Origin of the sequence: Pseudomonas pudica (genome assembly GCF_015680405.1) — a bacterium.
In the GTDB taxonomy this organism is placed as follows: domain Bacteria; phylum Pseudomonadota; class Gammaproteobacteria; order Pseudomonadales; family Pseudomonadaceae; genus Aquipseudomonas; species Aquipseudomonas pudica.
The window spans coordinates 81,309-104,196 of the sequence record NZ_JADLJS010000001.1; the positions used below are offsets into that span (position 1 = coordinate 81,309).

20 protein-coding genes and 2 pseudogenes are annotated in these 22,888 nt (G+C 53.2%); 12 read left to right on the plus strand and 10 right to left on the minus strand.

The annotated features are described in order from the left end of the window. Positions 1–23: 23 nt before the first annotated feature. The 3 genes and pseudogenes from IRZ77_RS26800 to IRZ77_RS00385 all read right to left on the minus strand — a co-directional run. Positions 24–361, minus strand: a pseudogene (locus IRZ77_RS26800) (IS5/IS1182 family transposase); the annotation flags it as partial. Between the two features lie 307 nt (positions 362–668). Then, positions 669–1,859 carry an MFS transporter gene (locus tag IRZ77_RS00380; RefSeq protein ID WP_196172556.1) on the minus strand — a complete coding sequence of 397 codons (1,191 nt, stop codon included), beginning with the start codon at positions 1,857–1,859 and terminating at the stop codon, positions 669–671. A 92-nt stretch (positions 1,860–1,951) separates the two neighbouring features. Beyond that, positions 1,952–2,887, minus strand: coding sequence for a LysR family transcriptional regulator (locus tag IRZ77_RS00385; RefSeq protein ID WP_196172558.1), 936 nt, complete (start codon positions 2,885–2,887; stop codon positions 1,952–1,954). Between the two features lie 202 nt (positions 2,888–3,089). On the opposite strand from IRZ77_RS00385, the gene IRZ77_RS00390 reads away from it, so the two are divergent. The 4 genes from IRZ77_RS00390 (at position 3,090) to IRZ77_RS00405 (ending at position 6,705) form a co-directional block, all read left to right on the plus strand. Then, positions 3,090–4,052 carry an LLM class oxidoreductase gene (locus tag IRZ77_RS00390; RefSeq protein WP_196172560.1) on the plus strand — a complete coding sequence of 321 codons (963 nt, stop codon included), beginning with the start codon at positions 3,090–3,092 and terminating at the stop codon, positions 4,050–4,052. Between the two features lie 236 nt (positions 4,053–4,288). Then, on the plus strand, positions 4,289–4,669 hold the full coding sequence (locus tag IRZ77_RS00395) for a nuclear transport factor 2 family protein (protein ID WP_196172562.1): 381 nt from the start codon (positions 4,289–4,291) through the stop codon (positions 4,667–4,669). A gap of 31 nt (positions 4,670–4,700) precedes the next feature. Continuing rightward, positions 4,701–5,762 (plus strand): maleylacetate reductase, encoded by a 1,062-nt coding sequence (locus IRZ77_RS00400; protein ID WP_196172564.1) that lies wholly within the window; start codon positions 4,701–4,703, stop codon positions 5,760–5,762. Positions 5,763–5,838: 76 nt separating this feature from the next. After that, positions 5,839–6,705, plus strand: coding sequence for an intradiol ring-cleavage dioxygenase (locus IRZ77_RS00405; protein WP_196172566.1), 867 nt, complete (start codon positions 5,839–5,841; stop codon positions 6,703–6,705). A 608-nt stretch (positions 6,706–7,313) separates the two neighbouring features. Here IRZ77_RS00405 and IRZ77_RS00410 read toward each other — a convergent pair. After that, positions 7,314–8,189: an NAD(P)-dependent oxidoreductase gene (locus tag IRZ77_RS00410; RefSeq protein ID WP_196172568.1), complete on the minus strand. Its 876-nt coding sequence runs from the start codon at positions 8,187–8,189 to the stop codon at positions 7,314–7,316. After that, a complete protein-coding gene (locus IRZ77_RS00415) occupies positions 8,186–8,968 on the minus strand; it encodes an SDR family NAD(P)-dependent oxidoreductase (RefSeq protein ID WP_196172570.1) in 783 nt (260 codons plus the stop codon). The genes IRZ77_RS00410 and IRZ77_RS00415 overlap by 4 nt, the downstream gene beginning before the upstream one ends. A gap of 426 nt (positions 8,969–9,394) precedes the next feature. Between IRZ77_RS00415 and IRZ77_RS00420 the strand changes: the two genes are divergently transcribed. The 6 genes from IRZ77_RS00420 to IRZ77_RS00445 are packed head-to-tail and all read left to right on the plus strand — an operon-like array spanning position 9,395 to position 15,222. Further along, complete coding sequence (locus IRZ77_RS00420) at positions 9,395–9,721, plus strand: Dabb family protein (RefSeq protein WP_196172572.1); 327 nt, start codon at positions 9,395–9,397, stop codon at positions 9,719–9,721. A 55-nt stretch (positions 9,722–9,776) separates the two neighbouring features. Continuing rightward, the gene (locus IRZ77_RS00425) at positions 9,777–11,285 is read left to right on the plus strand and encodes a sugar ABC transporter ATP-binding protein (RefSeq protein ID WP_196172574.1); all 1,509 of its coding nucleotides are present in this window, start codon (positions 9,777–9,779) and stop codon (positions 11,283–11,285) included. Beyond that, on the plus strand, positions 11,282–12,346 hold the full coding sequence (locus IRZ77_RS00430) for an ABC transporter permease (protein WP_230386283.1): 1,065 nt from the start codon (positions 11,282–11,284) through the stop codon (positions 12,344–12,346). The genes IRZ77_RS00425 and IRZ77_RS00430 overlap by 4 nt, the downstream gene beginning before the upstream one ends. After that, complete coding sequence (locus IRZ77_RS00435) at positions 12,346–13,326, plus strand: ABC transporter permease (protein ID WP_196172576.1); 981 nt, start codon at positions 12,346–12,348, stop codon at positions 13,324–13,326. The genes IRZ77_RS00430 and IRZ77_RS00435 overlap by 1 nt, the downstream gene beginning before the upstream one ends. 46 nt (positions 13,327–13,372) lie before the next feature. Next, complete coding sequence (locus tag IRZ77_RS00440) at positions 13,373–14,389, plus strand: sugar ABC transporter substrate-binding protein (protein WP_196172578.1); 1,017 nt, start codon at positions 13,373–13,375, stop codon at positions 14,387–14,389. Between the two features lie 32 nt (positions 14,390–14,421). After that, on the plus strand, positions 14,422–15,222 hold the full coding sequence (locus IRZ77_RS00445) for an SDR family NAD(P)-dependent oxidoreductase (RefSeq protein WP_196172580.1): 801 nt from the start codon (positions 14,422–14,424) through the stop codon (positions 15,220–15,222). A 149-nt stretch (positions 15,223–15,371) separates the two neighbouring features. On the opposite strand, the gene IRZ77_RS00450 is transcribed toward IRZ77_RS00445, so the two are convergent. From IRZ77_RS00450 to IRZ77_RS00460, 3 genes and pseudogenes are all read right to left on the minus strand, one after another. Next, positions 15,372–15,923, minus strand: coding sequence for a 3'-5' exonuclease (locus IRZ77_RS00450; RefSeq protein ID WP_196172582.1), 552 nt, complete (start codon positions 15,921–15,923; stop codon positions 15,372–15,374). A 105-nt stretch (positions 15,924–16,028) separates the two neighbouring features. After that, positions 16,029–16,232 carry an AbrB/MazE/SpoVT family DNA-binding domain-containing protein gene (locus IRZ77_RS00455; RefSeq protein WP_196172584.1) on the minus strand — a complete coding sequence of 68 codons (204 nt, stop codon included), beginning with the start codon at positions 16,230–16,232 and terminating at the stop codon, positions 16,029–16,031. A 169-nt stretch (positions 16,233–16,401) separates the two neighbouring features. Next, positions 16,402–16,745: pseudogene (locus tag IRZ77_RS00460) on the minus strand (histone-like nucleoid-structuring protein, MvaT/MvaU family). A 1,147-nt stretch (positions 16,746–17,892) separates the two neighbouring features. Between IRZ77_RS00460 and IRZ77_RS27130 the strand changes: the two are divergent. Further along, complete coding sequence (locus tag IRZ77_RS27130) at positions 17,893–19,341, plus strand: AAA family ATPase (protein WP_196172586.1); 1,449 nt, start codon at positions 17,893–17,895, stop codon at positions 19,339–19,341. Beyond that, positions 19,338–20,186, plus strand: coding sequence for an HNH endonuclease (locus IRZ77_RS00470; RefSeq protein WP_196172588.1), 849 nt, complete (start codon positions 19,338–19,340; stop codon positions 20,184–20,186). The genes IRZ77_RS27130 and IRZ77_RS00470 overlap by 4 nt, the downstream gene beginning before the upstream one ends. A gap of 426 nt (positions 20,187–20,612) precedes the next feature. On the opposite strand, the gene IRZ77_RS00475 is transcribed toward IRZ77_RS00470, so the two are convergent. Together IRZ77_RS00475 and IRZ77_RS26810 are read right to left on the minus strand one after the other, a co-directional pair. Next, complete coding sequence (locus IRZ77_RS00475) at positions 20,613–21,203, minus strand: Mov34/MPN/PAD-1 family protein (RefSeq protein ID WP_196172593.1); 591 nt, start codon at positions 21,201–21,203, stop codon at positions 20,613–20,615. Continuing rightward, on the minus strand, positions 21,200–22,882 hold the full coding sequence (locus IRZ77_RS26810; RefSeq protein ID WP_230386282.1) for a HesA/MoeB/ThiF family protein: 1,683 nt from the start codon (positions 22,880–22,882) through the stop codon (positions 21,200–21,202). Before IRZ77_RS26810 ends, IRZ77_RS00475 begins: the two co-directional genes overlap by 4 nt. Positions 22,883–22,888: the final 6 nt, after the last annotated feature.

Here is a 22,888-nt window from a genome sequence, read left to right on the forward strand (position 1 = left end):
GCTTGTAGTTCTAACCGGAAACCCTAAACTCTGTACGTAAAGAGATGTCGCAAACACCGTTTGGTGCACGCCAGTGAGAGCATGGCGGCATAGCTTTTCGCAAGCTTGTCGAAGCGTGTCACATACCTGCGGTTCTCTCTTAGCCAGTCTTGGTGATACTGCGCAGCCGGTACTAAGGCCGATCAAACAATTTGGGTAAGCTAGGTTTGGGTTTGCGCTTCATTGGGCGCAGCGGAATAATAGGCCGCATTCGATGTTGATCGGAGTAGCGCCGCAGCACTTCGGCGTCGTAGCCCTTGTCGGTAAGCAACCACAGCATGCCGTCAAGCATCAGCCGGTCGCTTAGGCGCGGGCGCCCTCGACCAAGCGTTTTGATGAAAGGTCGGAGACCACGCCCCAGGCCTCGTTCTAGAGCTCGAAACGCCTTACATCAAAGAATTACTTTCGTCGATGGCGGGGGATGTTCCTTTCGATACAAGGCTTTCCCGATCCTGACACCTCCAGACTGAGGTAGACGCCAATGGCCAGGTTGACCATCAATTGCTTGAGGACTGGGCTAGAGGCAGAACCTGGTCGCCTGAGCGCATTCACACTCGAGCGTGAGGTGATGTGGACGGTTGTGAAAAAATTAAATAAGAAAGGCCCGGATTTTTGCCGGGCCTTGGAGATTAGCTGCGTGGCGCGAGCTTGTTCACGATGGGGATCAAAATCAGAGCCAGCACAGCGACGGCAGCGGCCACATAGCCCAAATACTCTACACCCAGATTTGGGATGGTCATCCCGCCGATGATTGCGCCCAAGCCAATGCCGGCATTAGCTGCGGAAACATTGGTGGTACCAGCCAGCGCTTGGGAGTGGGTAACCGAATTCATGACCCGAACCTGGCTAATCGGGTACAGCGCAGTATTCGCGATGCCCCACAGGCCCAAAGCCAAGCAGAAGACGATCCCAGTGTGAGCCAACGGAACGATTGCACCCATACCGATCGCCAGCAACACCAGGAAGAGTGCAGACGCCTTGATTGGAGACTTATCAACGGCTTTGCCGCCAATCCAGTTACCGATCAGACCGATAGCGCCAAAGGCCATCAACCACCACCCAACGTGCGCAGGTACAACCCCGGCGACGCGCTCAAGGATGTCAGCCAAATACGTGTAAGCGACGAACATCGCAGTGAACACTACGATCGACAGTGTCACGTTAGCGAGGAAGAAAGGTTCCTTGAAGATACGCGCCTGCTTCAGGAAATCGACCTTCTGAGTGCGTTCTACATGCGGCATATACACCATCATTGCCACCGCCATGATCAGAGAAAGACCGGCAAGCACCCAGAACGCCCCCCTCCAGCCGATGACATTCGCGGCCACGGTACCCAGCGGAATACCCAGCAGCATAGCGGCAGAGATACCCAGATACACCTTGGAAATCGCTTGACCTGCTTTCTCCGGACCGGCCAACTTGCCAGCGGTTTCACTCGCAGTGCCCCAGAAAACTGGGAGCATAAGCGCCGGAATGAAGCGCGCGACTGCCAGCACCCAGAAATTCGTTGAAGCGGCGCCTAAAGCGTTCGCTGCAGCAAAGATCAGCAGAATGGCGATGAACAGTTTCTTCCGATCAAAGTGCGACAGGGCTGCGGTGAGGGGCGGACCGAAGATCATCACCGTAAATGCGAAAAGCGTGACGAGCTGGCCTGCAACGGAGATTGTGATTCCGAGATCGCGTGCAAGGGCTGGCAACAGCCCAACGATAAGGAATTCGGTTGTAACGATCAGAAACGCAGAGAAAGCAAGGATTGCAATGCTCAACCCTGTGCCTCGGGCCGTAGAAGCTACGGGTATGGATGAATCATAAGCGGACATGTGTAATGTACCTCCAGATGGGAATGGGCACATTTTATTCGCAAATATCATTCAGATCTGCGGCATATTTTCATCTATTAAATGAACGGGATTCACGAATAATCAGGATTCGATGGGCATGGATCTGTTAGCTTTTGCTTAAGCCAACCGACTACGGCTTCGACTCTCGGCAGCGACTCGCTTCGCTTCAGCCACGCTAAGTGCATGGGGCGACCCTTGCTTGCCAACTCAGGTAGCACCTGGATTAGAGCCCCTCGGTCCAAATATTCCTGAATTAGCCAGGTCGGGAGCTGGGCAATTCCGAAACCAGCGAGAACGGAGATCATCACCCCTTCCCCGTCTCCCGCCGCGAGCCTTGCGGGCATCGAGCGTCTCTGCCGCTCGCCTGTCGATCCGTCACCGAGATACCAAGGACTGAGCACTCCATCGGTGCGTCCGTATAGCACTAGATGATGGGCTTCTAGCTCATCGAAACTACTCGGTGCTGGATGATCGTTCAGGTAGGACGGAGCCGCACAGTAAACAAGCCGCTCGCTGCCGAACTGATGGTGCCTGACGCCTTCAAGCCACGGATCAGGCCATCCAATACGGACAACCACATCGATGTCCTGTACGAGAAGGTCGACAAACTGATCGGTGAAAGATATGTGAGGTTGAAGATCTGGATAGATGTCTACCAGATTGAGTATGGCTGGCAGAGCATGCCGCCGCCCGTAGGATGCAGGAAGATCAATTCGCACTCGCCCTGCGACCTCACCTTGCTCGTTACGCAGGGTATGCTCTGCCTGCTCAAGCTTGTCGAGCACCCGCGAACAGGTCTTATAGAAAACCTTCCCCGCTTCTGTCAGTGATAATCGGCGCGTCGTCCTGTGAAAGAGCTTGACACTCAACCTGCGCTCGAGCCGGGAAATGCTCTTGCTTATCGCAGAATTGGAAACACTTAATTTATCAGCTGCAGAGGTGAAACTACCGGTCTGACTGACGGCAACAAAGACGTCTATGCCCTTCAAACGTTCAGAGGTAAACATAGTAAAGCTTGACCCCAGCATTATTTGGGTGATCAAAAATATTTTTCATACGTCCAGCGCTATTCACACTAGTGGATGCACGATACACGCAGGCCCGCTCGCTATTTTGGAAGAAGATTCATGACTCTTGATCCCAAAAGTCAGGGATAGCGGTGGTCTGTTTTCTTAGGATGGGGTCATTCACTGTATCAGAGGTATTCCCATGCAACACCATGACAACCCCACCGTGCTCGACGACCATTCCTCCTTTACCGGTACATTTCGCCCTGGCAAATTGAGCATCGGCTTCATCGCTCCCGCCAGCGGTTACCCGGATAGCCCAATCCCAAATCTTTTGGATCAATCGGAGATTGTTCAGCGCCTGGATCAATCAGACGCTTCTGCTTTGTGGCTGCGCGATGTGCCCTTCTACGATCCGTCCTTTGGCGATGTAGGTCAGGCCTTGGACCCGCTGGTCTATGCTGGCTGGCTGGCAGCCTTCACTCAACGAATCGCAATTGGTACGGCAGGCGTGGTCGCGCCGCTTCGCGAACCCATCGTAACCGCTAAGCAAATTGCCACAGCTGATCAACTGCTGGGGGGGCGTTTTTTGGCCGGGCTTGCGTCAGGAGACCGAGCCACAGAGTATCCCGCTTTTGACGTCGACTACGCGAGTCGGGCGGACCGCTTCAAGGAGGCGTTCAGCTTGCTGAGAACACTCAGTTCGGAGAGCTTTCCTGCCGTTAATACTCGCCACTTCGGCAAACTCCAGGGTGACCTGGACCTCATCCCGAAACCTGCTGCCCGTAGACTTCCCATCATCGCCATTGGCCGCGCGGGTCAAACAATAGAATGGCTCGCCGAGAATGCTGATGCCTGGATTTGGCATGGTGACCCGCTGCGCATGCCTGATGTGGTCGGTCACTGGCGTGAGCTGACGGCTTCGCGCGGCTTTGTGCCTTACGGTTACGGTGCAATGTTTGATCTGAGCAACAACCCTGATGCCCCTCTCCAAACCGGCCGTATCTTGCGCGGAGGGCGCAAAGCTCTGATCGATTTCTTCGCAAAACAGCGCGATGCAGGCATCAACCACGTTGCACTGAATCTAAAGCCTACCCACCGGCCCGCGCTGGAAGTAATCGACGAATTACAACAGTATATCCTCCCTGAGTTCACCACTAAGTAATAATTAGACCTATCTAATTAGAGCGGCAGTACACGCCGCTCTATGTAGCTCTTCAATTTTAGTAACAAAACTTCGTCGGCAAGTCTGGTTTTTCATCTCAGAAAAAATGATTTTCAGATTTTGCGTTCCTTTGCAATCAGGGCTGGAGATAGTCTGAAACCAGCAACGTAATCAATGACATTACGTGCACTGCTGAGTTTTTTCACCCCTGCCCTCATCAGACAAAAGAGAACGCTATGACCACTCCAAATCATGTTGAAACGACCATTCGCGGGCTTGAAGAACGCCGCTACAACGCCATCCTGACCGGCGACTTCGATACCTTTTCTGCGATTGCCCACCCCGACCTGTCCTACGCCCACTCCAACGGTGTGGTGGATAGTGTCGACAGCTATCTCAAGAAGTGTCTCGACGGTTTTTACGTCTACCACCACATCGACCACCCGATCGAAAAGATCCAGGTTCACGGCACCACCGCCCTAGTCTTCGGCGAAATGAACGGGGAAATCACTGCGGGCGGTGTTCGCAAGCAACTACGCAACAAAGCGCTGGCCGTGTGGGTTAACGAGGCTGACGAGTGGAAGCTTCTGGCATACCAGCCAACCCCAATCGCTTGATCGTTCTCTCTGGAAACCTGGTAGACAACCGATGAATTTCACCTACGTATCCCAGCCTGGGCGAGTAGTTTTTGGCCAAGGCTCTTTGAAATCCCTTGAGGCAGAAATCGATCGCCTCGGCTCACGACGCGCGCTTGTGCTCTCCACCCCTGAACAACGTCAGCAAGCAGATGAGATCGCCAAGATGCTTGGCGACCGCGCAGTAGGCGTTTTCGACAAAGCCGTGATGCACGTTCCGATCGAAACCGCGCGTGAAGCTCGCGACGTAGCACAGCGCCTCGGTGCAGATTGTGCAATTGCGATCGGTGGCGGATCGACAACCGGCCTGGGCAAAGCCATTGCCCTGGATTCTGGCTTGCCCATTCTCGCGATCCCGACCACCTATGCGGGCTCCGAAATGACGCCTGTCTACGGCCTGACCGAAGCCGGCATTAAAAAGACAGGTAAGGATCCACGTGTCCTGCCTAAAACAGTTATCTACGATCCGGATCTCAGCATCTCCCTGCCGGTAGAGCTTTCAGTCACCAGTGGTATCAATGCCATCGCGCATGCTGCGGAGGGCTTGTACGCGCAAGACGGCAATCCGGTGATGGCCCTCCTCGCAGAGGAAGGCATCCGAGCGCTCGCCCAGGGCTTACGTCGCATCGTCGATGCGCCAACAGATGTCTCAGCCCGGGGCGACTGCCTGTACGGTGCCTGGCTGTGTGGAACTGTGCTGGGCAACGTAGGCATGGCACTGCACCACAAGCTGTGCCACACCCTGGGCGGGAGTTTCAATCTGCCCCACGCCCCGACCCACACCGTCGTTCTGCCCCACGCTATCGCATACAACTCCGAAGCAGCCCCTGATGCCGCTGCTCGTATCGTCCGAGCACTAGGTGCCAGCGGAGTAACCGCTGGGCAGGCTCTTTACGATTTGGCGGCCTCGCTGGGTGCCCCTTTGGCGTTGAAGGATATCGGCCTTGAAGAAGCAGATCTGGATGTTGCCACCGACATTGCGCTCTCCAATCCCTATTGGAATCCACGTCCTATCGAGCGCGAGGCCATCCGTGGGTTGTTGCAAAACGCTTATGAAGGCAATCGCCCATCATGATCGATCTCGGCGCCTTGGGGCAGCGACCAAAACGCCTCTCAGGCCCAAAAGATAAAAAAGGTGGAGATCAACCATTATGCGAAATCTTGACGAAAAGACGATCACGCAAGCAGTGCTTGCGCGCAACGCTGAAACTGCTGATCGTCGGCTTCATCAAATCATGACCGGTTTAGTCCAGCATCTGCACTCCTTCGCCAGAGAAGTTCAGCTCACCGAACAAGAGTGGGAAAAGGGTATCGAATTCCTCACTGCAGTTGGCCAGATCTGCAGTCCTGTCCGCCAGGAGTTCATTCTGCTCAGCGACACCCTGGGGCTTTCCACGCTCGTCACAGCACAAAATCACCGCAAGCCCGATGGCTGTACTGAAGCCACGGTATTCGGCCCGTTCCACGTCGCAAACTCTCCTCAGTATGAGCTTGGAAGTGACCTATCGAACGGATTACCGGGCACCCGATGGTTTGTTCAAGGCAAAGTTCGGAACATGAAGGGAGAGGTAATTCCTCATGCCCAGATTGAAGTGTGGCAAGCAGACGACGACGGTTTTTACGATGTTCAGAAGCCGAATCTCGACGCTTACCAAGGCCGCGGTGTAATCACTTCCGACAACGAGGGACGCTTTCACTTCAGGACCATCGTCCCGGAGCCGTATCCGATCCCTCACGATGGCCCTGTTGGGAAAATGCTTGAAGCGCTCAATCGCCACCCATGGCGGCCCGCGCATCTTCACTTCATGATCACTGCGGAAGGCTATGAACGGCTCGTCACGCACGTTTTCAGGGAAGGTGGAGAGTATCTTGATTCAGACGCCGTCTTTGGAGTGCGTTCATCTCTGATCGCAGAGTGGGTAGAGCACCCGGCTGGAGCTACCCCGGACGGGGAAAACTCCGCAGATCCATTCTTTACATTGGACTTTGACTTCGTACTGAATGCCATCGAACGCTGACATTAGTGTCAACGGCGAAACGGAGTTCTCGCCCTGAGGGAGCTGGGACCAGACATCTGATCTCAACTCCTTCAACAAGCTCAAACGGATGCCCGCAAGAGGTGTCGACATATTGCCCCAATTCATCTGGTAGTACCTAAGTCACACCTAGAAATTTAGGCACCTCATCCCAAACGTCATCCGTCAAGCAGGGGCTGTAGCCCAAGTCGGGAACCGTAAACCAGCGACCTTCTTGTCGGGCACGATGAACCCCAGGCTGTATCGCGCTCGCGTGATAGCGACATACATTTGGTTTTGAGCTATTTCATCTTTTGCGGGGAAAGGCTTTCGGCCATCCAAGACGAAATGCAGTTGGCTTTCAGCCGGTAGCACCAACACCCGATCAAAACCAAGCCCTTTGCTACCGCCAAAGTTTTAGCAGCGTGCCTCGCTAGAAGAATCTTAGCTCCTGGCTCCAACGGAGCACCATAAGGTCAAAAACCTTGATGTATTCGGCGACGTCTGCTGGCATGGCTACCCATTCCCTCAAGAACTGGCCGGACAATATTTACGCGGAAATACAAAAGCCGCGGATATTTATCCGCGGCTGGAAATGTAAAATACCCTACCTATACAGTGATGCCTGACTTCGACTCGACTTCTTCAACAACACCAAAGAAATCATTATCGGGACTATATTTCGCATAGTTTTGAAAGTATTCAAAGACCAGGTCAGCGATCGGCATATGAGCGCCCGTTGCTTTACCCACAGAGTGTACAAGTCCCGAATCCTTGCGCATCTGCGCAGCGGTAAACGCCGGAGTGAAATCACGCGTCTTGAGCGCTTCAAGCTTGTACTTGACCAGCGGCGAAGCAATGACACTCGCCCCCATCACCTCGAGCATGACATCCCACTCGATATTGCCTTTACGCCCGAGCACCAGCGCTTCAGCCATCAGCGCTGCGGTAGCTCCAACCATGTGGTTGATCGCTAACTTCATATAACGCGCTTGCTGAGCAGCGCCTACATGATAACGGGTAGGTGCGAAAGTCGCGAATACCGGATCCAGCAGCGCACACGCCTCGGCAGCACCGGAGGAAAAGACGGTGAGCAGCCCTTTGCGCGCGAGCTCAGTACTTCCTGAGACTGGGGCACAGACGTAATCGACGCCGCGGGCTTTTGCCAAATCTGCAACGGTGGCCGAGGCGGCTGGGGACACAGTGCTCATGTCGACGAAGATTTTCCCTGGGGACAGGTGTTCGAGTACTTCTTCACCGACCTTCAATAGCACGGGATCATCAGGAACCATAGACACTACGATGTCCGCCCCTTTTACCAAGGACTCAATCGAGTCGCTCGCCTCAGCCCCTTTGTCAACGAATGATTCGGTGACGTCCTTGTTCACATCGAACACCCGGAGGGAATATCCGGCGCTTAGCAGGTGATCACACATCGGTGCGCCCATCTTGCCGAGGCCGATCCATGCAATAAGTGGAGTGGTCATACGAGAATCATGCCTCCGTCGATTGGGATAATCTGGCCAGTGATGTAGTCTGAGTCCGCCGAAGCCAGGAATAGCGCAGTACCAGAGATATCTTCAGGCCTCGCAGTACGCTTCAGAAGAATGGACTGGGAGAAGGCTTCCATCGCTTCACCTTCTTTTTCACTGGCGCCCATCTCCATCAGATCCTTGTCTAGCTTCTCCCAAAGCGGCGTGGCAACCACCCCTGGAGCGAATCCATTCACGGTGATGCCATGATCTGCCAGCGCGCGGGCGCCTGCCTGAGTAAGGGAAATGACCGCAGCCTTGCTCGAACAGTATGGAGCGAAATCAGCGTAGCCTTGACGGCTGGCGATCGAAGCGGTGTTAACGATCTTGCCACCCGAGCCTTGCTTGATCATCTGCTTGGCCGCTTCCTGAATACCAATCAACACGCCCAACCCATTCACTTTCAGGATCAGATCCCAGTTGCTTTCTGTCACGTCTAGGAATGGCATCGGGACGTTCATGCCGGCGTTGTTGAAGTAACCATCAAGGCGACCGAACCGCTCTACAAACTGAGCGATAGCCTGTTGAACGGCCTCACGGTCAGTGACATCGACAGCGAGCGCCACAGCACGACCGCCGTTGGCTTCAATTTGCTTGGCAGCACCTTCGGCGGCTTTCAGGTTGAGGTCGGCGATGCCTACTGCAGCACCTTCTGATGCCAAACGCTGGGCGATACCGAGACCGATCCCCTGCGCAGCACCAGTGATGATGAAGTTCTTATTTTCCAGTTTCATTCGACTGCCTTCTTGTAGTTGTGTGTTGCAACAAATGCAACCTATCAAAAGAGCCCCCTACAAACCCTAGCCTGGATAAAAAACAGTTTTTCACTTTATGGAAAACTGAGCTGCAAATCAGGCCATTTCGACTCTGCAGCGGTTTTTCACTATCGAAATAATGAATTTCAGATGCGGCATTTATCTAGCACAGACGAAACGTTAGCGTCACTCCTAACGACTAGCAGCTACAGCTACAGCTAAGACCATAAGCGCGCCTCCCCTGCGGCGCTGATAATAAAAAATAGGTGACCAGCATGTCCGGTTTCAGTTTCTCACAGCGCCTCCCCGAACCCGGCCGTCCAGCTCCTGAGCGAGCAACGTCACCAGTGCTCAGCCGCATTTATCGCCCTCGGCTTTTTACCTATTGACAACGAGACAAGTGAGATGAGCGACAAAATCAAGCACATCGTGATGTGGAACTTGAAAGGCGATAACGATGCAGAACGGCTGCAAGCAGTAAAAGTTATTAAAAGCTCCTTTGAGAGTCTCCGCGGCCAAATACCAGGCATGACCCATCTCGAGATTGGCGTGGACTTTAGCCGTATAGAGTATGCCTGCGATGTTGTCCTGTATTCCGAGTTCGAGTCCAAAGATGCTTTAAGCGGTTACGCCACACACCCCGAACACGCTCGAGTCAAACAGGAGGTAGCCGACTTGAGAATTACCCGTCACCAGGTGGACTACTTATCGGGTGATTTCTCTGCGATCTGAGGATTCAGTACCGCAAGGGCATTTCTTAGAAAAAAAATAAAAACAGGAGATTGTCATGCAAGACAATGTACTTTTAATCGTAGTCGGCTTACGCAAAACTTACGGCGGTATTCTCGCACTCAATGATGTGGACTTCGAATTACGCGCAGGCGAAATTCTGGGTCTCTGCGGTGAAAACGGCGCTGGCAAAAGCACTTTGGTTAAAATCCTTGGCGGGTTGGTGGCTCCAACTGCCGGCCAGATCGTCGTGGATGGAACATTGCTCAAACCGGGTAAACGGACTGACCCACGACTGATTTCAATTGTCCACCAGGAGCTTTCGATCATCCCGGCCCTGTCCGTCCTCGACAATGTGTTGATGGGCGATGAGCGCGTAAAGCAGTTGTATATACGCTCCGAGTTCGAAGCGGATGTGAGACGACAGCTCGACGCTCTGGCGCTCAAGCACGTTGATCTCTACCAACCTGCAAAAGAGCTCTCTCTGGCTGAACAGCAACTGGTGGAGATCGCGCGATGCGTGATGCGCGGCGCCAAGATCCTCATGCTGGACGAACCCACTGCCACCCTGTCGGATAGCGAGATCATTCGTGTCTTCGAAGTTGTTCGTTGGCTGCGAGACAATGGCACCACGGTCGTCTTCATCAGCCATCGTCTCAATGAAGTGTTCGAGCTGACGGACCGTATCAGCGTGTTTCGGAACGGGCAACATATCTCGACTCGTCCCACCAAAGAATTCAACTCCGATTCGCTAGTCAGGGCCATGATTGGCCGCGACGTGCATCGACGGACGCTGTCGGAAATCCCTGAGGCTGTAGGTGGCACACCGCGTCTGCAGCTCAAGCGGTTCTCAATCCCAGGCAAGGTCCACCCGCTCAATCTTTCCGTTCAGCCTGGTCAGATTCTGGGCCTGGTAGGCCAACTGGGCTCCGGGGCAGATTTGCTGACGGAGGCTATCGCCGGCATGCGTTCGCACAGCGGAGATTTGGCCATCGACGGACAGACCGTTGACATCCAGTCTCCACGCAAGGCGCTGTCCAACCGCATTTCTTATGTACCCGAAGACCGCGCGGGCAAAGGCGTATTCTTGGACACCTCCGTCGCCATCAACTCCACAGCCTCCATCCTGTCCCGTTTGACCTGCCTGGGCCTGATGCGTGGTAAACCAGAGGCGAACGCAGCCCGCGCCCTCGCTGCGCGATTTGCCATCGATCCGCGCCGACTACCCAGCCAAGTCTCACACCTCAGCGGTGGTAACCAGCAAAAAGTTGCCATGGCCAAAGCGGCAGCGCTTGATCCGCAACTTTTGGTCCTCAACGAGCCCACGCGAGGCGTGGACATCGGTGCCCGCGCAGAGATCTACGACCAGTTGCGGCACATGGCTCGCGAAGGTCTGACCATCGTTTTCTTCTCGACGGACTTTGAAGAAGTTCTGGAGCTCGCAGACAGGGTAGTCACCGTCTTCAAAGGCTCGGTGGTGAGCGACCGGAGCGTCGTCAACGTAAGCATGAGCAGCATCCTGAACGACATCATCCACGGTCCGGTACCTGAGGTGAAAACAGCATGAAAACCTATCAAATGAGCGCTGAACACACTCAGCCAGACGCTACCGTGTCTCCCGCCGAAGCTGCTGCTCGGGCAGTTGAAAAGGTCGATGACGGCCGCGTTCGTCCCCTGTCGCTGATGGAAACGCTGTTTCGCCCGGAGCGGATGCAAGCTAATGGCCTGAAATTGGCCATTCTGGTGCTGCTGATTTGGGCATGCTTAGGAGTTGAAAACTTCACCTCCACTGCCAACATTCACTCGATCATGTACTCGGTTTCGGCGATCGGTATCGCCGCCGTTGGGATGGCTTTTATCACGCTGAGCGGCAACCTTTTCATGCTTTCCATGGCTGCCACTGCTGCCCTCTCTTCAATCGTCTTCGCCTCCTTTCTGAAGTTCGGGTTAGTGCCCGCGATCCTCATTGTCGCTGCCGTCGGCGTGCTTATCGGACTGATCCAGGGCCTGGTCGTTGGCGTCGGTAATGTCAACCCCATCATCGCGACCATCGCGGTTGCATCCATCATCATGGGACTTGGTGCTTTGTACTCTGGAGGGCTGACTATCGTTGGACAAGGTGATGCCTCATGGCTGGGCCTCGGGCAGTTCGCTTCCCTAGTGCCGAATCAGCTGATGCTGTTTGTGGCCCTCGCGATCGCAGCGGAGTTAATTGTCCAACGGACCCGCTTCGGCCGTGAACTGCGACTGATAGGCATGAACCGAACAGCAGCCAAGGTAGCGGGGATTCGAATCGAACGCACCCTGGTGATCACCTTCATCGTCGCTGGGGGCGCGGCTGCAATCGCCGGAGCCCTGTTTGCCTCACAAGCCACTCAAGGAAATATGAAGCTCGGCGCAGGCCTGGATTTCGATGCCATCGCAGCAGTGCTGGTAGGCGGCATTTCCATTCGTGGCGGGCATGGACGCATCCTCGACGCGCTTTTTGGGGCCATCTTCTTGGCCATCGTGAGCAACATCCTCTTGGTGAACGGCCTGTCGTTCGAGATCCAACTCATGATCAAAGGACTGGTGGTCGTCACCGCCGTCGTCCTGGGCGCCCTCGCAACTCAAATGAGGAAATCGTGATGACTTTCTTACTGCCTTCATCTCGACTGCGGTTTATTGGCGGCAATGCCGGCTTGTTTCGATTCGCTCTGCTCACGCTGGTGATATTGGTCTTCGCAGTGACCCTCGATAGCTTCGGAAGCTCTCGTAATGCCTATGCCTTGCTCCAGGCCTTTGCATTACTAGGGCTGGTATCCCTAGGCCTGGCGGCAACCATGCTGGTGGGTGAATTCGATCTGAGTGTGGGCTCCATGGTAGCGGTCAGCGGCCTGATAACCTTGAAGGTTGGCGGAAGCGATCACCTGCTCGGCGGTGTACTCGCGGCAGTGGCTTTCGCGGCTGCAGTCGGGCTTTTCAACGCCCTGGTTTTCGCATGGCTGCGTCTTTCCTCGCTCGTCATCACTGTCGGAACCATGATCGCGCTTAGTGGGTTCGCCTATTGGCTCGCGGGCGGCAAGGTGATCAACACGGAAAACTTCGATGCAGGCAGCCTGCTGGACGACAGCATTCTCGGCTTTTTCTCCGTACGTAGCCTGCTCACCTTGGGCATGTTCCTCCTGATGTATCTGCTCCTGAAGTACACCCGACTGGGTCGAAACATTTTCGCAACCGGCAGCAAAGCACTGGCAGCGAAAGCGAGCGGTGTTTCCACCACGCGGGTTTACATATTCGTCTTCGTCTTCTCCTCGGTATGCGCAGCACTTGCGGGCTCGCTCCTGTCTATCAGCCTCGCAACGGCCTCCGCGACCATGGGCAGCAATCTGCTACTGCAGGCCGCATCCGCGGCGATCGTCGGCGGTATCGCACTTTCGGGTGGCGTCGGTGGTGTTGGAGGGGTTCTGGTTGGGGTCTTGATCCTAACAGCTCTCAACAACGGATTAAGTCTTTGGGGGGCCAGCGCCGCCGCTATTGCATTCGCCAACGGCATGGTGCTCTTGCTCGTGGTGATGTTCGACGGTCGCTTGGGTCACTGGTTTCGTACCCGCACAGCGCAAGCCTGAACCTTCATAGCCAACTCTCAACAACAAGCACAACAAGAGAAATCTCATGAAAGCTAAGCCGCTTAATTCACTGTTCAACATCGCTGGTCAAGCACGCTTCCTGGCTTACGCAGGCATCTGCGCCCTCGGCTTATCAGCGATGAGCTTGAGTAGTACCGCAAGTGCAAGCGCCAAAGGTGCGAAGGTGATCTATCTGACTGTGACGGAAGAGTGCGAGTACTGCTCAATCGCACATAAAGCCTTCCGTTCCACTGCCGAGCAGGAAGGCATGAATCTAACGGTCAAGATGAACAACTACGATGCCGCTGAACAGGCCACGCAGGTAGATCAGGCGATCGCTGAGCACCCGGACGCCATTGCTGTTTGGCCAGCTGATTCGAGCGCGATCATTCCTTCGCTGCGCAAGATCAAAGCCGCTGGCATACCACTGGTGGTCGTCAATTCCATGCCAGACCCGAAATACTCCAAGTTTTGGGATGCTTATACCGGGCCTAACGACGTGGGCATGGGCACGCTGGCCGCTCAAGCAATGGTCCAGGGTTTCAAAGAAAAAGGTCTGGGTGATACCGGAGAGATCCTGATGATTATCGGCATCCCGGGTACAGCTCCACAAATCCAGCGTGAACAAGGTTTCCGTGACGAGCTGAGCAAGCTCGCTCCCGGAATCAAGATTGTGGCCTTCCAACCCGGCTACTGGGATCAGAGCAAAGCTGCCGATGCTGCCGCTTCCCTCTTTACCCAATACGGCAAGAACGTTAAAGGCATGTACAGCCAAGCAGACAACATGTTGGCCGGTGCTGTCATCGCGGCACAGCGTGCCGGGATCGACCCAAAGTCGATCGTCATGGTGGGTGGTAACTGCAGCATCGAAGGCGTGAACAACATTGAGTCCGGCGCCCAGTACGCCTCCGTTCTGCAGTCGCCGGTACAAGACGGAGTGAACGCTGCAAGGGCCATTGCGGCCTTGCTGGATGGCAAGAAAGTCGAGCCTGTTAACTACCTGCCGCAGTACGTCATCACCAAGACGAATTTCAACGATTGCTACAAGGCGATGGGTCGCTAATTTCCTCTCAGCCCAGTCATTGGAGAAACAACATGACTACGACTCCTTCAATAGCATTCCAGCTTCCAGCGGTCGTGGTGGTTTCCGGAGCCTCATCTGGCCTCGGTAGCGACCTTTGCCAGATGCTGGTGGAGAGCGACGTCACTACCATCGGTGTCGACATCAGCGACGCCAGTGCAGAGTTGAAAGACCGCGATGGTTACACCCATGTTTCCGGCGATGTGTCGGAAGAAAAAACGTGGCAACACGTGGTCGAAATCCTGCAGAGCCAGAACCATGCAAGCTACGGCTTGGTCACCTCTGCAGCGATCCTCCATGTAGGCACCCTGCTCGACACGAGCAAAGAAGAACTGGAGCGCTCGCTGCGAATCAACGTGACTGGCACGGCGTTGGCAATGAAGGCTATGCTGCCGCTGATGATTGGTGTAGGCGGCGGCCCTATCGTCGCGGTGGCAAGCATTGATGCCACCTTCGCCGAACAGCAGTTAGCAACCTACTGTGCAACCAAAGGTGCAGTGCGACAGTTGGCCCGTACGGTTGCAATGGACCATGCACGTCAAGGCGTAAGAGTTAACGTCCTGAGTCCTGGCCCTATGATGGCGGGCCTCTTCAAGCGTCACATGTCTTCGGCCACTGATCCTGGCAAGTTCGAAGCTACACGTGCGAATCGTCAACCCGGTGGCCGCATTCTAGAGGCATCCGAAGTCGCCTCTGCGGCGCTGTTTCTGCTGTCGAACGGTTCCTCCGCACTCAACGGTACCGAGGTGATGGCTGACGGCGGCCTGACCACCAGTTTCGATTTCCGGACCGGTACTGAAGGCGCGTCGGTGTAACCGAGTTCGCAGAGCAAGCGCGCAGACGTCGCTCCCGAAGCTGGGAGCGATGTCTCAACATGAATAACCAGTTATCCCCAGAACCCGACGGCATCAAGGCGTGGTTGTTCCGTGACGGGAAGTGCGTGGAAGCCGCCTTGGCCAACTGATCAGGGCAGCGCTGCCCTACGCTGCAGCATCAACTGGAAAAGCTCTGCCTGATAGCGCGCGTCATCCAGCGCATTATGCGTGGGAGATGACTGCGGTAGTAGATTTGCACTCATGTGCGATGATTTGGTCTGCTTCCAATCGAGATTGAAAGCCCCCATGTAATAGGCCTTGATATCAAGTGCCGCAAACCCGAAGGGGTTCTCCCCCACATACTTATGAAAGTAATAATTGACAAACGACCAATCAAAAGGAGCGTTAAGACCGACAAATACAGCTCTTCGACCGGACAGACTGACATTGGCCAACCATTCCGCAAGCCTCTGCATCGCTTGTACGGGAACAATTCCTGTAACTGTCAACTCCTGCAGATCGAATCCCGTAATAGCCACCGCTTCAGGATCGTGCTTGGGGCTGTCTGGCTTTAGCTCCAGGTAGATAGCCTGATCTGGGCGCCCGACAACACACGCCCCAAGGGAGAGCATGCTGTACTCTCCAGGGATCGGGCCCGAAGCCTCGATATCTATAGAAATATAAAGTTCTTCAGTGCTCATTCCCTTACCTCCTGGATAGACAATTGACGATCTGCAAGTTCGAACTCTCTATGCTACTAGAACACAGGCTAGTAGCCGAGCATATTGGAATATGGCAATAAGTATTTAAACGCCAAATAGCTCATCCACGCGATCCGGAATTTTTGGCGTCTTTGAGAGCACCAAACAGCGACTGGTACCGACGAACTCTTCAATCAGATAGAGCGAATCTCCAACGTCAACGCCGAGCTCTTGCAGGGCTTGGTCAGGTATGCGGATGGCTCCGTCTCCATCCCAGTCTTCAATGGTTATTCTGAATCGAGTACTCATCGTCGCTCCAAAATCCGCCACGCATAGAAAATCCCACAAGACCCTTCCTGCTCAGCACCTGACTCGGTCAAGGCAGCACTCATTTGCCTGCCTTGAAGGGTACGGTGGCCGCCAATCTGGGCCACCTTGCTGGAAAACAAGATCAGTGAGGAACTCAAGAAAGCCAGGACTATACGGTACCGGCACCGTACTGAGCTTTCCATTCTTTCAGGGTACGATGATTCCCACCCTTGGTTTCAACCACCTCTCCCGTGTGGGGGTTTTGAAGACCTTAATTTGACGAGATTTTAGAACATTTCTGGCTGGCAGGGCTGCTACCTCTGCGCGAGCGCTGGGGTCCAAAATCTGAATTACGTCGCGCAAGCTGTAACCATATTCTCCCAATAAAGAACGCAGCTTTCCTTCAAATTCGATCTCTTGCTTCAGCGCGTTGTCATTTTTTAAGCTTTCCAGCTCGGCCAGCTGCGCTGCAAGCTTTTGTTCAAGGGCGCGAAATTCAGCGAGTTTAGACATGGGAAACACATAAACTAAGTGGGTTTATTGGCTTTATGCTGAGGTATCAAGTCAGCCACCCTCAGGAGGAGCTAATCCTGCGTCATGAGGTGCGCCACCTCGATGATAACAGTCGGCCATGACTTGACGCAGCACTTAGCCGGCTCCATAAGCCCCTTGTGACCATTATCCAGCGCGATTATCCAGCATCGGAACTGCACAGGTCCCGTTGTGCAGTGCTGATGATCCTTGATGCGGCCGTCAGCCTGCGCCATCGTTCAGGTGCCATCGACCAAGCTTGGATCGAAGACCGCGTGCTAGGCATGTGTCAGATCGTTTTAACATCGCCAGTCTCCGCCGCGCAGGATCAACTCCGTCAGCGGTTAAGCTATTTACCCTTAGCCTAAACTCGCTGGCAAAAACGCCTCAAACTCAGTGCCTATAGTCGCGGCAATAAAAATTCGACTAGAGAAAGCAATCCACCTTAATTCTTGGGAGGAAAGTGCGTAAGCACGTAGAAAATCCACACTCAACTCTTCTGCATTGCCGAATATTCACCCACAGGGAATTACCGATCAATGCAACTCCACGCGATGATGCCGCCTCCCTTCTGGAACATACCCAATTTAAATATTCCATTCTATCCGTTTGGATATACCAGCCTAAAAATCGCAAATACCCCTGCAAAATTACCCCAAAGCCTGTAAGACCGCATAGTCGCCCTCTTAATATTCAACGCTTACTGAAAGCTCTTCTAATTACTTAATTTATGAGCTACTGATTACATCAACAATATTCAATTAGATGCGAGCTCAGATGGCGCGACCCATTGGGAAGCCGAAATCAGCAGGTATGTCTAGTGCGGCTCCACGGCGAATTATAGCGTGATAGTCGATATCTCCCAACGGCTAAAAATGCGCAGCAAAAAAGATGATCTGCAAAGATAGCCTTGCTCAACAATCCGACATAGTGGCAGAATGCGATGATCGCATAATGCTCAGGTTTCGCTAAAGCACATGCAAAGTTCGCGATACTGACGGCAGGCCGCTATCAGATCCACCATAAAAAATCTTAACATGCAATCGACAACACTGAGAAACGAAGGAGACGCAACCTGCCAAACAAATTAGCATTTAAAGTTTTAGGGCATAGGGATTCGACTGATGAGGTGCCCCTCAAAACCTTCATCCTCAGAACAGACAACTGGGATGACTTTGGTAATAAAATACAATTCCATCTGAGCTTCTTAGACAAAGAGAACATTGAAATCCGTATTGGGTCAGTAAAAATCCTGCAGCGCGACACCTCTTCGAAAGATCAATTCAGTGTAAAGAATACAACGAAACTTTCGAAAGAGTTTGACTTCCTAGATGAAAGCCACATATCACTAGGCCAAGATGAAGAATACTATAAACGACTTAGAAAATATCTCAAGGAAGGGGCGAAGGATTTACTTGAGGCACTGAATGACATCGCTTGGCACCCACAACTTTCGGATAAATTTGAGCCGACTTCCGCCTTTCGAAACGCGATGCTGCGGGAAAACGGCGCCCAACGCGCGAGGCGCTTCGGTGCGTCTTGGGCCGCAGGTGAACAGGTTAATGAGGAAATTGCCTTTAACTACAGGGGCTTGATTGAGGGAGCAGCGGAACCAATTGAGGCACGCTTCAATTTTGATAATTATGACCTTATCCCTGGTCGTATTGTGGGGATCATTGGTCGTAACGCTGTTGGGAAGACGCGATTTCTTGCAAGCTTAGGAGCGGACCTGGCGCAAATTTCGAGAACTTCAGCAGATAAACTCGCTGAACGGGAGGAAAGATTCCCAAGCGGCCGCCCACTTTTCACACGCATCATCGCCATCTCTTATAGTGCATTTGATCGCTTCAAGCGCCCGAAAGCAGACCGATCTAGCAGCTATGTCTACTGTGGAATCCGAAATGATAAAGGCGGACTATCCAGAGTATTCTTAATGGAAAGCTATCAAAGCAATCTCGAGCGCATTATTGAAAAAGGATTAGAGGACGAATGGATTGAATATATGCAATCTATCCTTGGCGATTCGAGTGAAGACTTGGTTTCCAACCTCAGATCTGAAATCAATAATTCTTCAGAAACGAATGCACTTTCACTATTAAGTTCCGGTCAATCCATCTTGGTTCACTTCGTGACAGCCTTACTCGGCTGGATACAGCCTAATTCACTCGTACTTTTTGATGAACCTGAAACCCATCTTCACCCAAACGCAGTAGCTAGCCTGTTTCTAGTGCTATCCAACATCCTGAACAAATTCGACTCGAACGCTGTCATCGCAACACATTCACCAGTAGTCATTCAGGAAATTCCGGCAAGTCGCGTGATGGTATTCCAACGTCAAAACAATATCACCACGGCTGACGAATTGATGACAGAGAGCTTCGGCGAAAGCGTTACAGAGCTGACTCGGCATGTATTTGAGACCTTTGAGGTTGAAAATGTTTACCGGCGAACATTAAGAAAGCTCGCCAAAACCGAGCCTCTCGAAGAAGCGCTCGAGCGTTTCGAACATGGCCTTAGTCTCAGCGCGGAGGCTTATCTATTGGCGCAGTATGCAAAAAAGGCAAAGACTGACCAATGAAAAGTCTGACCCCACTTCCAGCAAAGCCTAGTTACTTAGAAAGGTACATCCTGATTCGCGACAAGAAACATAAAAAAACGCGCGCACCACTCACTTTGGCCCATGCTTTGATAGAGGCGCGCTATAAAGCCTACGCTCTAGCAGTTAAACAAGACGACTTAGTTAGCCTGAAGGCAAACGACGATACGCTGAAAATAAGTGACTTACTCCGCGCCTGCTATGATGTAGCCACGCAACCCTTAAAGGATATGAAAAAAGCCATTAAGGAAATCCAACCTAAACGGCAACTCAAATACTGCCCTATGTGCGGGACAACTTTACCTAAAACCTTCGATCATTACATGCCTGCCGTTCGCTTTCCCGAGTTTGCAGTGCATCCGCACAATCTAGTACCGTGCTGTTCACGATGCAACTCAACCAAGGACGACGACTGGCTCAACACAAAAGGCGAACGTCAATACTTCCATGCTTACGCGGACACTATTCCCGATGTTCAATTTGTCGAGGTAGCACTAGTCGAAAACCCAGTTACAAAGCGAGTGGGAGCTAAATTTAATTTACAACGGCCAGCAGGGTTGAAGGATCATAAATGGAGGCTAATCGACTCTCATTTCTCACGTTTAAAGCTGATTGAGTTGTACGATGAGCATGGTAATGATGAGGTAGCTGAGATCTTAGCGGACTGCTTCACACACTTGGAGTCCGGAGGTGGGAATGCACGCACATTTTTGACAGGGCGTGCATCGGACCGCACAAGAACCTACGGTAGAAACCATTGGGTTGTTGTGCTGTTGACAGCGTTAAGCCAACATCCGAACCTCGACCAATGGATTCAAAATCAATAACAGTATTAAAATCATAATTCACTCACACGGGCGTTACCCGGCTGACGAGTTGCGGGCCCTACTAATTCGATGGTAGGAACATGGAAACAGGACAATAGTTGTACAGCGCTGGAGATCCATGAGCTTGCAAGCAGGGCAGTATAATCTTGCAGGCTCTTTCTAGCCTGAATAAAGCATACCACGCGAACTGTTTCGTAAGCGCTCTCATCGGCCGGGTCAGTGAGCGTAAGTCCGGAGGCATAACTCTTTGGCACAAAATCGAGTTGAGAAAGCCCTCACCACGCCGTTGTTAAATGGTCAGTTGGCGTGACCTCTTCTAAGGCTTGAAGATTGGCCATTTTGAAAAAAGTAATAATTCTTGACTTTTCAGCATGACCAGATCCCCTGCTGTCCACATTCTATAGATCGTGGACACGTCTCGCGCGCTCAGAGGAGACGAATACCTCTGCTCCGCATTTCCCCACGAAAAGCTACTTGCTTTGGCTGCAACACATTGCAATCGCCCTTCTTAGGACTGTCCAATTGCGTGCATCTTTTATCTTCGCTTAACTGTATCCACTCGCGGGATGATTCGCCGCTAGCCACCCAGACAGTCATGGCTGGAATACTGCCGCAGTTGCCGATAATCACCATTAAATAACGACTTCTATCACCCTCAAAGGAATCAAGATAGTCCCAAGTAGTTTTCTGGTCACGCCCAGAGGGTGATGGCGTACTCTCTGGATGTGTATGCCACAACCCTACAGCATGCCTGTATTGTTCGAATTCACTTTGCCTGTTCCTATCAGAGGCTTTTACATCTGGATTCCAAGCGTGCCTGCTTCGCTGGTCAGCAGGATTCGGCCCCATGGCGTTACTGATGATCAGCCCGTGAGAGTCCGGCTCTGGGCTAAAAATCTCCCCTCCAGCTTCCTTCTGCCAGAACCGACGTTGAGCATAGCTGTACATGTGCGCCAGGACGTGATCAGTAAACAGCACGTATTTACTGTTATCGGGATAGAAAAAGACCCTGCTCATGGAAATGGCCTTGTCAGGGTCAGGCCTTCAAATCCAGATGCAATACTCGCCCACTCATTATGCTTCAATCCCGGCCAATGCTTATCCAAATAAAGCTGCCCGCGCACCCAGCTCCGCACTCGAGGAGGAAATGGTTCGACTGCATCGATCATCTCCACCGCGGACTCAGCAACCAAGGCGACGGCGTGTTCGGCTGCAGCTGCGGTGTAACTCTGGAACCGGCTGCTGCACCCAGGCTCTTGTTGGATCACTTCATCGGGCCACACCACCGCCTGCAAGCTATACAACGGATCTATCGGACCTTGTAGCCACAATTGCCCCGATGATAAAGAACAAGCATGAGCAGCAGCCACATAGGGCTCCATCCAACCAACCAACAGCGGGCATGGATGCTTTTGTCGAGCGTTCTCAATCTGCGCTCTCACATCTGGCTCACCGGTGAGATCGAGCACTGCGTGCACATCAACCAACGAATTTTCTTTCAGCCATGCGGCCGTATTCTTGAAGTATGGAACTACCTCGGTCGAAGGGAAGGCCAAATTAACTCGCTTGGCCACTGCACGTGCTTTGCTCTCACCGATAGACTCTGCGCCAAGTAGATGTCGCCCGACATTCGCCGGAGACATGGTGTCAGCATCAACCAGAGAAATCCTGCCGACTCCAGCCTTGGCGAGGTGGTCGACTATCGGACTCCCTAGAGCCCCCGCTCCTAACACCAGAACATGTTTTGCCTGGCGCCGGTCAACCTCTGGATGCTGATCTCGACCGGCTGTCCAGTTTGGGTCTAGGCGAGACGTAATAAGTGGCAGTACTTTGGATGGAGAAGGAAACGATTTTTTTCGTTTACCTTTACCCTTCCCTATATCCCGAACCGTCGGTGGGCCGCCTGGAAGCAGGTACGCGAAAGCAAATTGAGCATTCCTTAATAAGACTACACGGTGTATCTCTCGGCCGCGGCGACTACGGTGTATCTGGAACTGTGAATAGTCTGCGGGAAGAAGACGACCTTTCAGTATGCGCTCCAGATCACCCATAGATTTAGGCCAGGTGCTGGGCGTAAGCACATATGAAATCGGGACGTCAGCAATCAACACCGCAGTACGTTGCTCAGCCCCCAACGACTGAACTACGCGATTGGTGATGCGTAGAGCCTCATCGGCGGCCACGATGATCCTATTCGGCGTCAGGAGCATTCCGCTCCTGATCATTGCCTTCTTGGGAGGTGGGTCTACGGTCCAGACTGCGGTCACTGGGTCGTATTGCGACCGGGCCCGAGCAACCTCGATAACCCAGTAGTTGATTGCTTCCGTCTCAAAGGCTTCGTCCAAGCTACCATTCAACCAAGGCTTGAGAAACTGCTCCAAGTAAGCATTCAGAAGGAAAAGAACCCTCTCCTCCGCGGAGTGGCCCGAGCCTGGTCCGGGGTCACCGTCCATGCAAAGAGCCCCGTTATCGTCAACGTGCGGAAGCCTCAGCACCGCATCGGAGGAGAGCTGAATGAATGCCTTGGCGCACCCTGGGAATTCGGCAGGCAGACGTAACTCGGCCCACTTAAATCCCCTTCCCTCCTGGAAAGCAGGTAACTGCAACTGGTAAGCAGTGATGCCCCCTTCCCGGCGCAAGGCTGAAGGCAGCAAATCCGGAAATTGCTCGCGTATAAGGGCCAAGTTCAAAGTCAACTGATT